Raw genomic sequence first — 14,217 nt, 5'->3', positions numbered from 1 at the left:
TGCACTGGGCAGCGACGCCATCGCTGCGGATGTGTTTTTTTGTCGCGCATTTGCGTGTCTGTCAACACGAACCGTTCAAGCCTATCCAAATGGCTAAGCCAGAATGAAGTCCTCCCGACCAAGCACCTTAACGCCTTCGGACGAGGCCGACACCACGGGCAAGATGCCCGTTCGGTACGCTCCTGTATCAACCGCGATCCTTCCGTGACGAACCGAGACATCGGGAACGATGGTGTGACCATGTGCAACCCAAATACCATCTTGACGCGGAAGCCTTCGAAAGTCCGGGTGACCCCACACAAGAAAGTCTTCTTCTTGGTTTTCAATCGAAACGGCGGGATCCGCACCCGCATGAACAACAGCTACGTTTCCAGTGGTCCAGCGGGTCGGCAATCCTTCGATGAAGGACAGAGCAGCCTCTCCCATTTCCTTCTTCAAACGCTCGCGCACCATCATCACACGGTCACCGCGCATATCCAGTTTGGACGCGTTCACACCAAAGCTGCGTAGGGTTTCAAGACCGCCATTCGAGAACCAAACAGGGGCATTAAGTACGGGGTTCTCAAGAAAACTCAGTAGTAGTTGTTCGTGGTTGCCACGCAAGCAAATCACCTCGCGCCCAGCGCCCGACTGTAGCGCCATGATCAGCCGAAGCACTTCGGCGCTGGCCGGGCCACGATCCATGTAATCTCCGACGAACACTAAAGGTGACTGATCGTACTCTGGATGGCGTGCGATCAGATCGAGGGCTGCCTGCAACGCATCCAAGCGACCGTGAATATCCCCCACCACCAGAAAAGGCTGATCCGGGGCCAATGCGGCGTCAAATTCAGACGCGGCCCCAAATTTACGGAACAGGGTATCCAGCAGCTTTGCCATTCAGTCCTTTACCTTACTTGCCAGCATTCAGCGTGTTGCAGAGCTGACGACCTGTTGAAGACAGTCAGACATGTCCTGCGTGCGCTCTGTGCCCCATGTCGGGTCGACAAGGAAACAGAGACTTGTATCGCCCAGCTCACGCGCCACCGGAAGCGGCGCATCCGGCCCCAAGCCATAACGTGTGAACGTGCCTTCGCGATAAATCTCACTACAGCTGCCCGAGAAAATCGGGAAGCCTTGATCCGAGACCTCGGCGATGATGCGATCGCGGCTCCAATCGTTTTTCAACACTTCGGGGCGTACAAAGGCATAGAACCGATAGTAAGCGTGGGTCAGCCCACTTGGAAGCTCGGGCACACGTACGGCATCAAGACCAGCAAGGGCCTGGGCAATAATGCCGGCATTCGTCGTTCTGTGCGCGCGCCAGTCCGACAGACGCTTAAGCTGTACCCGGCCGATCGCAGCCGATGGCCCCGTCATCCGAAGATTGGTTCCCGGCCCTGCCCCATGCAGCCAACGAAACCCGGGCGGGTGTTCGGTATTGAACACCACATCATAGTCTTTGCCGTGATCCTTATAGCTCCACACTTTCGACCACAGATCACGATCATTGGTGGTCAGCATGCCGCCCTCACCACCAGTGGACATGATCTTGTCCTGACAGAACGAGAACGATCCGAACGTACCGAAATTGCCCACATGTGTGTCCCCGATCATCGCTCCATGGGCTTGGGCGCAATCCTCGATCACCCACAGGTCATGAGCGCGCGCCAGCTCCATGATCGGCGCCATATCACAAGGCCAGCCCCCAAGGTGGACAGGAATAATCCCTTTGGTACGCGGCGTGATCAGCGGTGCAATGGTCTCGGCCGTGATGTTTTGGCTGTCCGCATCAACATCTGCGAATACGGGCACGCCACCTTGCAGGGAAACCGAGCTAGCGGAGGCAATGAAACTGCGGGGAGTGACAATTACCTCATCGCCGTCAGACAGGCCCAAGACATGAAGGGCCGCGTCCAAAGTGACGGTCCCATTTGCCATGGCGATGGCATGAGGCGTTCCGAACCAATCCGCAAACTCAGCCTCAAATGCACGCACATCCGGGCCGGTCCATGCATTCACTTTGCCGGACTTCAGCACCTCAGTGACAGCGGCGATTTGTTCATCGTCGAAAACGGGCCAGGTGGACATTGGCTTTCCCCTCAAATCACGCTGCGCACAAGGACAAAGCCCTCGGCCGCAGGACGATGAACCGTAGCACCACGTAATGTCGCCAAAGCGCGAAGCGCGTTGACGGATCGTTCATGCGGGGCTTCTTTCACCTGACTTGCGAACAACTGGAAGGCTTCCAGTTTGCGCTCTAAGGTTTCAGAAACATCAATGAAGACATTGGGAACGAACGCAGGTGTGAGGTACGGTGCGTTCCAGTTGGTTTCTGAAAGGGTTTCATAGGCCATGATCGCGGTTGGATAGTCCTGCTGATGTGGGCGACTTGCGACCAAAGTGGACAGGAAAGACAGCTGGTGATCCATGTGGATATCACCGGGATGTGTGACAAAAATCAGCCCCGGCGTCAAATCTCGAACCAACGCACCGATTCCGGCGTTCAGCCCACCATGGGGATGTTCGGCCAATTCCGCCGCTGGGAAATCCAACCAATGGGTTTTCGCAACACCCAGATGATCATGGGCCGCGCGCGCTTCGGCACGGACGCGTTCAGTCATTTCTTCGGTGAAAAGCGGCAAGCCACCTTTGGTGATAACCGCCACATGAACCTCACGCCCTTCGTCCGCGAGGCGTGCAATGGTGCCGCCGACCCCTAGCACCTCGTCATCAGGGTGCGGAGCGATAACCAGAACCGGAGCCTTTGGGTCGCCCCCGAAAGCCAAAGAAGCGTGATTGCTCATGTCGAATTCTTTCCAAGTTTCGTATGTAGTTTTGGCGGAGCGTCCGCCCCATGCCATTCAAGAACATCAATGCAGGCGCCATCCCCGCAGCAGATGGTGATGGTCCGTCCCTCAATGGCTTGAACCTGCCCGGGCAGGCCAATGTAATAGCCCTTTCGCTGCGTGTGACGCACAGCGGTTAAAATCAGTTTCGCGCCATCTGCCGCATAGGTAAATGCCCCGGGATAGGGCGGTCCAGCGGCACGGATCAGGCGATGAATTTCAGCGGCAGGTGCCGACCAATCGATCAGCCCATCTTCGGGACGTCGAAGCGCACAGGTGCTGGCCCCATCTTCGATCTGAGGCTCACGCGGCACTTCACCCGCAGCAAAGCGTTCCATCAAAGGCGGCAGCATTGTACCCAAGGCCTTCATCTGAAGATCATAAAGCTCGCGAACCGTTATATTGTCCGGGTCCACCTCAAATCTGGCCTTTGCGGCGATATCCCCGGTATCCGCGCCCTCTGCCAGCCAGAACAGTGATGCCCCAACCACTTTTTCTTGCAGCAATATGGTCCAAGGCAAAACAGCCCGGCCCCGCAGTTTTGGCAAATCTGACGGGTGAAACCCAATGCATCCAAGCTTAGCCACGGCGCGAAACTCAGGTCCGCAAAGCTGCGACCAGCCGATCACCAACACCAGATCAGGATCAACCCCACGAATGGCTGCGATGGTCTCGGCGCTGTCGCTTTTGCGGGTTAAATGCAACGCGCAGCCATATTCCTGAGCCAACGGCCCAACATCCACAAAATCCGAGTGACGGTGCGCAAGTTCTGGTGGCAGCGTCACGACCAATTCCGGGATGTGGCCCGATTTACAAAGCGCATTTAACGCGATTTCGGTGCTTTCCACAGCGCCAACCAAAACGATCTTCATGCGCGTGCCTTCGTGTTCGTTGGCTCTGTTCCCCAATGTGTGGCCGCTGCAATCCGATCCTCGCGCCGGTGCTCGCCAAACAAGGCGACGCCCAGTGTTTCCATAAGGATACGGAAGTCCAGCGCGGTGGAGCGGTGGGCCACGTACCAAAGGTCCAGTTTCAGTTTCTCTTCGTCACTCAGCGCAGTGTTCCCGCTGACTTGCGACCACCCTGTCAGGCCGGGTCGAACCGATCCCCGAATAACGCCATCCGCACCGAACCCCTCAACCGTCTCGGCCATCAGGGGGCGCGGCCCAACCAGCGCCATACGACCTGAAAGAATGATGAAAAGTTGCGGCAGCTCATCAAACCGTGTGCGTCGCAGAAGCTTTGTTGCCGGGGTTAAACGCTCTTCATCAGGAAGCCACACGCCCTGCGCGTCGCGATCATCTGTCAGGGTGCGAAATTTGACGACCTCAATGGGTGCTCCACCCTTCCCAGCCCGGGTCTGACGAAACATGACCGGTCGTCCAAGTTTCAACACCACAACCAAATAGGTGACTGCACAAAGAGGTATGGCAATCAGCAGCATGCACAAGCAAATCAGAATCTCGAGCAATCGATTCATGAGTGTCCAACAATCAAGGGCCTTCAAAAGGCAATAAATATCTGTGAGGGCATCCTAAAGCACTTTGATCGCCGCAGATTTCGGACACAAATGCCCAGAGTGACGACAAAATGGCGATTTACCAGAAAATCCTGCCCCAACATGCACATACGCAATGAATCAAGCTTGCCAGACATTCAGATTCCATGCAAGCTCAAGGCATGAAAGTTATTCATGTCGTCACAACTACGGATGTCGGCGGCGCTCAAATCATGTTGCAACGATATTTGTCTGCTTTGAAGGATGATGCGCAGTCTCATTCCGTGATATCGTTGGTACCTCCTGGCCCTATTGCTTCGCAGATCGAAGCGCTGGGGGTTGAGGTCACCGATCTTGGGCTCCGTCCAGGAAAAATCACGCTAGGCGCCTTGTGGCAGCTGCGGCGCCTGTTGCGCGAAGCACGTCCCGATATCGTTCATGGCTGGATGTATCACGGCTGCCTTGCGGCATGGGCGGGGCTTAAGCTGCTCCCCAAGCGCCAGCGCGCGGCACAGGTCTGGGCCGTTCACCATTCACTTCAGGACATCCGGAATGAGAAACGCTCGACTCAGATAGTTGTGCGTATGATGGCGAAACTGTCGCGCAGTGTCGAATTGATCACTTATTGTTCGGGGGTATCTAAAGAACAGCACGAAGCCATCGGGTTCTGCCCAGATCGGGTCGAACTGATTGCCAACGCGGTTGATACCGAGGTGTTTCGGCCAGACCCGGGCGCGCGTGCTCACCTGTCTGAAATTGCAGGCATTCCAGAAGGTCGCCTCATCATCGGAAATGTGGCGCGCAACCATCCGATGAAAGATCATGTCGCAATGGTGAAGGCCACGGCGCAGCTTCTGCATATGGGGCATGACGTGCATGCGGTGCTTGTTGGTGAAGGGCATCGTGACAGCCTGGCCGAGAAAACCGCAAGCGATCTGAACATCCGGGATCGGGTCAGCATTATCGACACGCGCCCCGACATTCATGAAATCGTACCCGGCTTTGACATCTTCCTTTTGTCATCCGCTTGGGGAGAAGCCTTCCCACTTGCTGTGTCCGAGGCAATGGCCGCCGAAGTTCCCTGTGTGGTTACTGATGTTGGGGATTGCGCGATGCTTGTAGGGGACACGGGCCGCGTCGTTCCGCCGGGATCACCGGAAAAACAAGCCTTTGCAGTTGCAGAACTCATTGACGAAGGCCCTGTCGCTAGGGCAACCTTAGGGAAACTGGCGCGCGAACGCGTGACCGAACATTTTTCGACACAGATTTATGTCGATCGTCATTTTGCGGCTTACAGCCGCGCATCCTCTGCGAAGTAAAAACGTGGAGAAATATTTAAACGACGTCTGGTCCTGGGGGGGTTATGGGCTGGACGAATTTGGGTGGCCCGTCGAAAGGCGGCAAGAAGAAGTTGATAGGGGTTATGTGGCGAGTTCCAGGCGAAGTCGTCATCATGTTTTCGCCATTCGGAAACGGATCGTGACCCGAATGGAGATTTGGACATGAAGATCGACGCGCAAATCGGTGGCGACGACAATTCGAACGATTTCGATCGTATCGGATTGGATGGCTTTTGGCTGATCCTACGTCGCCATCTACGCCTGATCGTCCTGACGGTGATCGCGGTGATTGCCGCCACGTACTTTGTCGTCGACAGACTTGAGGAACGTTTTACGGCCCGTGCCACATTGGTTCTGACTGGGCTTGATACACGTGTACGTCAGACCGATACCCAACTTGAAAGTTTCGAGCTGTCACGCGCTGTGATCGAAACCGAGATGGATGTGTTAAAATCACGTGCCTTTGCGGATCAGTTGGCGGATCATCTTGCTTTGTATGACGACCCCAGCTTTGTGTCGCTTACTTCAAACGGCCAACCCATAGACCCAGCCCTTCATCAAGAACAGGTGCTGGACAAGATACAATCGTCTTACGTGGTCTTTCGCTCTGGTGAAAGCTTGGCAATCGACATCATCGCCACAGCGAACGCGCCAGCGCTTGCCGCAAACATCGCGAATGCCATTCCTGCCGTTTACATTGAAAACAGCCTTTCGGAACAACGTGAAAACGTCTCAAGCTCGATCGTGTTTCTGCGAGAGCGTGTCGAGACATTGGGCGAAGAGCTTTCACTTTCTGAAGTCGATCTTGCGAATTTCATTCGCGAAAACAAACTTGATGACGAGCAGCTTCCTGACCGCCTTCGTTCTCAAGTTCAGTATTTGACCACGTTCCTGAAAACCGCCGATTCCGAACAAGATGCTGAGAACAAAGAACGACTGCTAGGGGAACTTGCCAAGGTCGAGGCCGAGCTTCAGGACAGAACCCGCGCCGAACTTACACAGATGCGCAAAGAGCGACTGCTTGAAGTACAGCGCCTGCGATATCAAACCGCTATTGAGAAATTGAACGAGCTTGAAACACAGATTAACCTCGTTTCTCAGGGCGCGCGTCAGGTCTCGGTTGCGCGGCCGCCGGTTTCAGCATCTTGGCCAAACAAGAAGGCATCGTTGATAATCGCAGCTGTCGGCGGGTTGGTTCTTGCATTTGTAATCGCGCTTGTTCTGGACCTTATGAACCGCAGGATATGGAACGAAGGCCAAACGATGCGGATTTCTGGCCTTCCGAATGCAGGGTTTCTTCCCCGCATTGGGCGTGCCGCCGGCGCGATGCGGCGCAAAGGCGTTGCCAGATTTCTTATCGCCAAGCCACATACGATGTTCGCACAAGCAGTGCGTGGTGCCACGGGTCTTTGGTTCGATGACAACGCAGATGGTTGGGTGGTCATGATCACTTCGGGCTTGCCGCACGAGGGCAAGTCAACCGTTACTGTCGCACTTGGCGTCTCGGCGGCTCTTGATGGAATGCGTACTTTGGTGATTGATATGGACAGTCACCGCGAAGCCGCAGCACGCCTTTTAGATGCAGACATGAAGCCTGCAAAATTGGAAGACATCCTTTCAGGAGACGTCACCCCCAGCCCTGTGGTGCTGGATGGCGAAACTGTCGACGGATTGGAATTTTTGTCCATCGACGCACGAAGCACATCTAATTTGAAAACACAGCGCCAACAATTATCGGCGCTAAAAGAGGAATTACGTGGTACATATGATTTGGTAATTGTTGACACGCCGCCAGTGCTGGTCGTGGACGACACAATTCGCATCGGCGTTTTGGCGGACGAAATCTGGCAAGTGGTCCGTTGGGGCCGCACTCCAGAAAACGTACTCGTAGATACAGTTGAACGTTTGAAACGAGATGGTCTGCCGATCACGGCGACACTTATCAATGACGTTGATACGCGCAGACATCAAAGATTGGGATATGGTGGGTATGCTCAATACTATAATTATGGTGAAGGATATTATTCGTAAACGTCGCGCAACGCGCGGGGTGAAATTGAAATCGATGGCTTCGGCCATCGTTGCCGGCTTTGGTTTTGTCGGAGCATCACTGCTGCCAGCGCAAGCGCAAGACATAGCCTTTCCAGGTGCAATAGGGTTTGGCGCCAAAGCAGTTGGATGGAAAGGCGGCGACGTGGTCGCGGTCACGACTTTAGCGGATAGCGGACCAGGAAGCCTGCGCGCCTGTGTTAAAAACCGCGAGCAGCCGCGTGTCTGCATTTTCCGTGTTTCGGGAACGATCATGCTGGATAGTCCAATCTTCGTTGGATCAAATCTGTATATCGCCGGACAGACTGCACCGGGCAAAGGGATACAATTACGCAATCGCAATTCGATCCAGACACCCTTAATTCTGAAAAACTCGCGCCAAGTGGTGATGCGGTTCTTAAAGGTCAGACCGGGCCCCAGCATCACCCCCTCTGCCAATGTGGATGCTGTTACACTCGAAGACACCAAGAATATCTACTTGGGTAACTTGTCGATGAACTTCGCCACGGATGAGACATTCAACATCCATGTCTCAGGTGGCAAGGTGGTTAACATCACGCTGGCAGACAGCATTCTTGCACTCAGCTTGGATCGAAGCACACACCCAAAAGGAAAACACTCCAAGGGTGCGCTGATCTGTTCACATGAACAGAAGAACAATAGCTGCGGTCGCATCACCCTCGCCCGAAATCTGTTTGCGCACCATCGTGATCGGATGCCCGACATCAAAGGGACAAATCTTGGACCCATCGAAGTGCTGAACAACGTGTTTTACAACCCAATCAGTCAGTTTGGTGAATTCTACGATCTGCTTGGAAATGTTAAAATCATCTATGGTAGAAACATTGCCTTGAGCGGCCCCAGCACCCTGAGCAAAACGCCAGCAGCGGTTCAGGTTTTCGAGTGGAAGCGTAAGCGGCGCGTGTCACTTATGGCCTTTGGCAACAAAACTGGTGCGGCTACGGGGTGCAATTCGCGCAAATTTGCCGTTCTGAATTCAACCGCCAAAGCGCGCCGCATTCCGACAACATCCGGACCTTTCTCGGCCCCTCTCTATAAAACCAATCGCACCTTGCACAACGTATTGACCCAAGTGGGCGATCGCATGCCTGGTGATGCTCATCTGGATCGATTGGACAAACGCGTCATCAACGACGCATTGAAATGCCGTGGTAAAGTGATCAACTCTGTAGAAGAGGTCGGCGGATGGCCTGAAATTCAGAGCGCCCCCGCTCCTGCTGATCGCGATAGTGACGGGCTTCCCGATTATTATGAAGCTGCGACAGCGGGTCTGTCACCCACACAACCAAACAATCCTTGGAAACGCCCCAGAGGCAGCGATTATAGCCATCTGGAAATCTGGCTTGCAACCCTTGCCGGAGACCTTGAATGAAGTCACGCTTGCGCCAGCTCTTGCCGCGAGATCAAGTCGCTACACGACTGCTGCGTAACCTGAAGTGGATCATATCCTCTCAGGTCGCGATGGCCGTGTTGGGCATGATTGCGCTGGCAATCTCGGCGCGGGCTCTTGGAGCTGCGGGGTTGGGGGCGCTTGCATTAATTGAAGCGTTCGCCCGTATTAACGCAAGACTGGTTCACTTCGAACCATGGCAAGCGGTCATCCAATATGGGAGCGCCGCGCTGGAAAATCAGGAAACCGAACGGTTTGAGAGGCTCGTCGGGCTTTCCATCGTGCTGGACGTGATCGGCGGGTTGGCTGCTGCGGTTTTAATATGGTTTTTGGCCCCTCTCCTCGCCAACAAAATCGGATTGGAGGGCTCGGACGCCTGGCTATTGTCGTTTGGTGCGCTTGCCGTTGTCTTGTCTTTGCGTGCGACAGGTGTTGCTTTACTTCGGCTATATGATCGCTTTGATCAGCTTGCCAAAATAGATACGGCAACTGCCTTCATGCGGTTGGTTCTTTCAGTTATCGCTTGGCTGGTCGGTGGTGGATTGATCCATTTCGTGATCATCTTCGTTGCCTTCAGCCTTGCCGAAGGTCTGATCGCGTTTGTTTATGGACGACGTGAAATGCGCAAACGGGGACAACATCCCCGTTTCAGAAACCTTCTCGATACATTGCGACAGAACAGTGGTTTCCTTCGGTTTATGTTTAACTCCAACCTGTCCGTAATTCTGCGGCAAACCACTCAACGGCTTGATGTTGTGATCCTTGGCGCACTGGTCGCACCTGTGTTTGTCGGCCACTATCACATCGCCCGGAAATGTGGAGACGCAGCGATCCGGCTTGGCCGTCCCATCAAGCAAGCTATTTTCCCTGAGTTCAGCCGCCTTTCAGCAAGCGGTGACTATAACAAGATCCGCAAAACAGCGATCTGGGTTAGTGCAGGTTTTGCGGCAATCCTATTTATCGGCATCGCACCGATACTTCTTTATATAACGCCGATCCTAAATGCCGCATTCGGGGAAGCCTTCATCGAGGCCGCCCCTGTGGTTTCCATTCAGGCCGTTGCGGTTGCACTCTTTCTGGTAGGCGTCATACTGGGCCCCGTTTTGCTGAGCCTTGGTCGGGACCGAGAACTCATGCGGGTCGGGGCAGCAACCGCAACTCTATTCTTTGTTTTGATCTACCCGCTTGTCATCACCTTTGGCGTCAAAGGTGCTGCCATGAGCCACCTCTTTAGCAACGCACTTTGGTTGGTGAGTTGCAGTTGGTTGGTCATTCGTGCTCTTGACGCGAAAACCCGGCATAATGCACCGGGGCAGACCGAGGTGCCGTCATGATCGCCCGCGGTGGTAATTCCGCGCCGATGCACAGTTCTGTGCGGGCGACACGCTCCGGGCGTAAGGCGATGGATCCGTTTGGCTTGGTCAGCTCGGGCCTGACAACGCCAACGGGATTGCTGATTGCTGCTGCCGTCATTCTGGCCCCAATGAACCACGTCAAACTCGATTCAGTTTATGTCACCGCCTCTGACATCGTGGCCCTTATGGCATTTGTTTTAATGCTGGCCAGTGGAACCTTAAGCATTCGCTTTTTCGGCCCAGCCACTGTGTTTTGGTTCATGTCGTTCTTTGCTTTTATGGGTGGTCTGACCATCAGCTCGGTCGTGAATGGCAACCCTATGGCCTTGCCCAACATCTTTGCACAATACGGATACTCGCTGCTCGTACTGCCGATGCTGTTGGGTGGGCGGTCTTACGCACAGACAATGGCGCTGGTTAAGCTGCTAATTGCGTCTTACGTCTTTGTCATGGTTTTCGGGGCCTATGTTGTTCATTTCGTTGACAACCCTAATCGGATGTTGGTTTCGGGCTCGGGCCGCATGCGATCCTTGATCCAACGCGAAAACGAATGTGCGGTTCATGGAGCCATCGCGATCGTTTTGGTTCTCGGACTTTATAAAATGGGCGAGCTTCGTCTGCGCACCGTGCTTTTATGTCTGCCGCCGCTTGTCTACGGGATAATGCTGACCGGCTCGGTATCGGGGTTGTTGGCGACCATCCTTGGTGTCGCCCTTCTGATCACCATCGTTGGACCGTTTAAATACCTGCCTATTTCCGCGGCCGCTTTCATCGCCATTGCCGGTATCATGATCATGTTAGGCGACAATTTTATGCCCGCAGTGTTTCAGGAGCGTGTTCTGAACCCACTTTTGGATCGTAACTTGTCCGAAGCCGGAACATTTTCCGATCGCGCGCAGCTGATGCAGGAAGCCTTCGCAGTTATGAAGGACACGATATTTGTAGGTCTCGGCGTCGAGCAGTTCCGCCAAATCAGTTCGCACCACGCAGCGGTGCACAATACTTATCTTCTTGCCTTCGTCGAAGGTGGCCTTATTTCAATGCTTGGACTGATCGGGCTTCTCCTATCAGGCCTTGTACTAATTTGGGCGGCAGTCGTTGCGCGGGCCAACCGTTTGGTCTGGGCAATCACACTGGTTGTGCTGATTATCTACGCTGTGGCATTCAATATGTTCCCGACCTTTTATGCCCGATTTTGGAATGTTCCGTGGATCCTTCTGTTTTCTCTCACCGCAGCGACGCTACAACAGCCCCAAAGAACACCGCGCCCGCCAAACCCTCAATCCTTCGAATTTCGCAGCAAAAGAGTACGCCCATGATCCGTGTAGTATCGATTGTTCTGACCTTATTGCTTGCCTCGGTTCTTCCACCCCACACCGCTATGGCAGAAGAGTATCAACTGAACATTCAGGATGAACTGCGAATCCGCGTGCTGCGTTGGGATGGCGATCGAAATGCGTTTACGGTTCTGGATGGTGTGTCTGGCGATTATCGTGTTTCAACCGATGGGATTTTGTCCCTGCCTTTGATTGGCAGCTTGTCCGCGCAAGGGCAAACAGCCCCGGCGCTTGCACGCCAGATCGAGTTTGAGATCGAAAGAAAACTCGGCATCTCTCCTGCTCCGCGGGTAGGCGTTGAGGTTACAGGGCACCAACCCGTGTTCGTGTTGGGCGAAGTCACATCGCCCGGTTCGTTTGCATATCGCCCAGGTCTGACAGCACAGCAGGCTTTGGCACTGGCCGGCGGATTGGTCCGTTTGCAACCTGCCAGTGCCGGCGCATTTGCGCAGGACACAATGCGCCTTGGGGGCGAAGTGCGTAGCCTTGCCGCCGAGATTGATGCGCTTCAAGCAGAACGCACCCGCTTGCTTGCAGACTTACAAGACTTGGAAAACGCCAGCGTTTCATCAAGCAAACCTATTCGCCCGCGCCCCCGTGGAATTGAGGGGGATATACTCGACGCCACCCAAAAGGCTCGCGAAGCCCAAGGGGAACGTTTGCGTGATCTTCAAACCGTTCTGCGCGAACAAATTGACCGCATGAGTGAGCAGATCAAGCTGCGGTCAAAGCAAATTGAACGCACCAGCGCTGAACTGGCGGACGTCAATGCACTGAAAGAACGCGGGCTTACCGTCAATACGCGCGTAAGTGCGCTAACCACCGCGTTGAACGACCTTGAAAGCAAACGTCTTCAGCTTGAGATCGCGCGTCTTACTGCGCGGCAGCAACTGAATCGTGCCGAGCGTGACACTCTTGCGCTTACAGATGACGCGCGCGCTCGTACCTTGGAGCAACTAAATCGCGTGGACAGAGATTTGGCACGGCTGGACATCCGGTTGGCAACCGCGGAAGCATTGCGCGCGCAAGCAGTGGCAAGCGGATTGGCAGTACCTGACCCACTCGCCGAAAGCCTGACCGAATACCGGGTCACCCGCGTGGTCGACGGCACAGCTGTTTCGCTGGAATTTGCCCCAACCGACAATCTGGCCCCTGGTGACACAATCGAAATATCACGCGTCAGTGGGCTGCCGACCAATTCTCAATAGTTCTTTTTAGGTTATTTATGCAGAAGTTACGTATTTTTTATCCCTTTGTAGGTGGGGCCACGATCGGCGGTAGCCACGTTTCGGCGTTGGGTCTGATCCGAAATCTCGATACTGAGCGATACGAGCCGGTCATCGCTCTTCACCGCGAAGCCGGTGCGCTCGGTGCCTATATTTCGGATATGGGGTTGTCCTATGAAGTACTCGAGACACCACGCATCATTGCCCCGAAGCACAGCCGCAGCCCTCAGGATGCGTCGCTGTCTGGATTCCTATTGCGGTCTGTCCCGCAAATGGTTCGCTATTTAAAGCGCAACAAGATCGACATTGTTCACACGAATGACGGACGTATGCACGGATCATGGAGCCTACCTGCAAAGCTGGCTGGCTGCAAATTCATATGGCATCATCGGCAGGGTCCAGATGCAAAGGGGGCAAATTTCATTGCGCCTTTGTTGGCCGACAAAATCTTGTCTGTATCCGAGTTTTCGCGCCCGGAACGCCCAATCCGTGGCATCGACAGCAAGTTTCAGGTCGTTCGAAGCCCGTTTGACCTTGATCCGAACATTCCTGATCGCGCCGCCTGCCACAAGGATTTGTGCTCTGAACTGGGACTGCCAGAGGACGCCGTCTTATTGGCCTATTTCGGAGTGCTGAATGATCGCAAACGCCCGGTGCATTTTGTTGAAGCGCTCCGGGCAGTTCGTGACGTGATGCCAACACGTCCGGTGCACGGGCTGATCTTTGGCAAGGTTGAAACCGAGGGTTCTGGTTTGGATCAAGCCTGTGTTGAACGTGCAGATGCGTTGGGAGTTTCCGCAAATCTACATATGATGGGGTTTCGCGACCCTCCTGCCCCAGCGATGGCAGGTGTGGATGCGCTTTTGATCACCGCACTGGACGAACCGTTCGGAAGAACATTGATTGAAGCGATGCATCTTGGCACACCCGTTGTCGCCACGCGCCATGGGGGCAACCCCGAAGCCATCGTGGATGGCGAAACCGGGTTTTTGGTCGACCCCTATGATGCCAACGCATTTGCAAGTCCTGTCCTCCACCTGACGGAAGATAAAACACTAAGCGATAGAATTGCCCACGCTGCACAAAAGGACGTGCGCGGAAAATACGGGCTGGACATCCATGTCGCCCAAACCACAGCTGTTTATGACACGCTCGCAGGGGGGATGGACTAAC

The 14,217-nt window shown here is 54.5% G+C and carries 12 protein-coding genes; 7 read left to right on the top strand and 5 right to left on the bottom strand.

Features of this window, described 5'->3' with window-relative positions; all coding sequences use genetic code 11:
• Positions 1-93: 93 nt before the first annotated feature.
• Genes MWU55_RS11820 through MWU55_RS11800 form a run of 5 tightly spaced genes read right to left on the bottom strand, consistent with a single transcriptional unit; the run spans position 94 to position 4,308 of the window.
• Positions 94-879: a metallophosphoesterase gene (locus tag MWU55_RS11820; RefSeq protein ID WP_246936377.1), complete on the bottom strand. Its 786-nt coding sequence runs from the start codon at positions 877-879 to the stop codon at positions 94-96.
• 27 nt (positions 880-906) lie between these two features.
• The gene (locus MWU55_RS11815; RefSeq protein WP_246936376.1) at positions 907-2,070 is read right to left on the bottom strand and encodes a DegT/DnrJ/EryC1/StrS aminotransferase family protein; all 1,164 of its coding nucleotides are present in this window, start codon (positions 2,068-2,070) and stop codon (positions 907-909) included.
• 11 nt (positions 2,071-2,081) lie between these two features.
• On the bottom strand, positions 2,082-2,786 hold the full coding sequence (locus MWU55_RS11810) for a PIG-L deacetylase family protein (protein WP_246936375.1): 705 nt from the start codon (positions 2,784-2,786) through the stop codon (positions 2,082-2,084).
• On the bottom strand, positions 2,783-3,700 hold the full coding sequence (locus tag MWU55_RS11805; RefSeq protein WP_246936374.1) for a formyltransferase family protein: 918 nt from the start codon (positions 3,698-3,700) through the stop codon (positions 2,783-2,785). Before MWU55_RS11805 ends, MWU55_RS11810 begins: the two co-directional genes overlap by 4 nt.
• Complete coding sequence (locus tag MWU55_RS11800) at positions 3,697-4,308, bottom strand: sugar transferase (protein WP_281501861.1); 612 nt, start codon at positions 4,306-4,308, stop codon at positions 3,697-3,699. The genes MWU55_RS11805 and MWU55_RS11800 overlap by 4 nt, the downstream gene beginning before the upstream one ends.
• Positions 4,309-4,508: 200 nt before the next feature.
• Between MWU55_RS11800 and MWU55_RS11795 the strand changes: the two genes are divergently transcribed.
• The 7 genes from MWU55_RS11795 (at position 4,509) to MWU55_RS11765 (ending at position 14,216) form a co-directional block, all read left to right on the top strand.
• A complete protein-coding gene (locus tag MWU55_RS11795; RefSeq protein WP_246936373.1) occupies positions 4,509-5,645 on the top strand; it encodes a glycosyltransferase in 1,137 nt (378 codons plus the stop codon).
• Positions 5,646-5,828: 183 nt separating this feature from the next.
• The gene (locus tag MWU55_RS11790; RefSeq protein ID WP_246936372.1) at positions 5,829-7,697 is read left to right on the top strand and encodes an AAA family ATPase; all 1,869 of its coding nucleotides are present in this window, start codon (positions 5,829-5,831) and stop codon (positions 7,695-7,697) included.
• Complete coding sequence (locus MWU55_RS11785) at positions 7,657-9,108, top strand: hypothetical protein (protein WP_246937959.1); 1,452 nt, start codon at positions 7,657-7,659, stop codon at positions 9,106-9,108. The genes MWU55_RS11790 and MWU55_RS11785 overlap by 41 nt, the downstream gene beginning before the upstream one ends.
• On the top strand, positions 9,105-10,460 hold the full coding sequence (locus MWU55_RS11780; protein ID WP_246936371.1) for an oligosaccharide flippase family protein: 1,356 nt from the start codon (positions 9,105-9,107) through the stop codon (positions 10,458-10,460). The genes MWU55_RS11785 and MWU55_RS11780 overlap by 4 nt, the downstream gene beginning before the upstream one ends.
• A complete protein-coding gene (locus MWU55_RS11775) occupies positions 10,457-11,800 on the top strand; it encodes an O-antigen ligase family protein (protein ID WP_246936370.1) in 1,344 nt (447 codons plus the stop codon). The genes MWU55_RS11780 and MWU55_RS11775 overlap by 4 nt, the downstream gene beginning before the upstream one ends.
• Positions 11,797-13,026 carry a polysaccharide biosynthesis/export family protein gene (locus MWU55_RS11770; RefSeq protein ID WP_246936369.1) on the top strand — a complete coding sequence of 410 codons (1,230 nt, stop codon included), beginning with the start codon at positions 11,797-11,799 and terminating at the stop codon, positions 13,024-13,026. The genes MWU55_RS11775 and MWU55_RS11770 overlap by 4 nt, the downstream gene beginning before the upstream one ends.
• A gap of 17 nt (positions 13,027-13,043) precedes the next feature.
• Positions 13,044-14,216, top strand: coding sequence for a glycosyltransferase family 4 protein (locus tag MWU55_RS11765; RefSeq protein ID WP_246936368.1), 1,173 nt, complete (start codon positions 13,044-13,046; stop codon positions 14,214-14,216).
• The last annotated feature ends 1 nt before the right edge of the window (position 14,217 follow it).

This window comes from Aliiroseovarius sp. F20344 (genome assembly GCF_023016155.1).
Classification (GTDB): Bacteria; Pseudomonadota; Alphaproteobacteria; order Rhodobacterales; family Rhodobacteraceae; genus Aliiroseovarius.
This window is presented reverse-complemented; position numbering and strand designations above follow the sequence as displayed.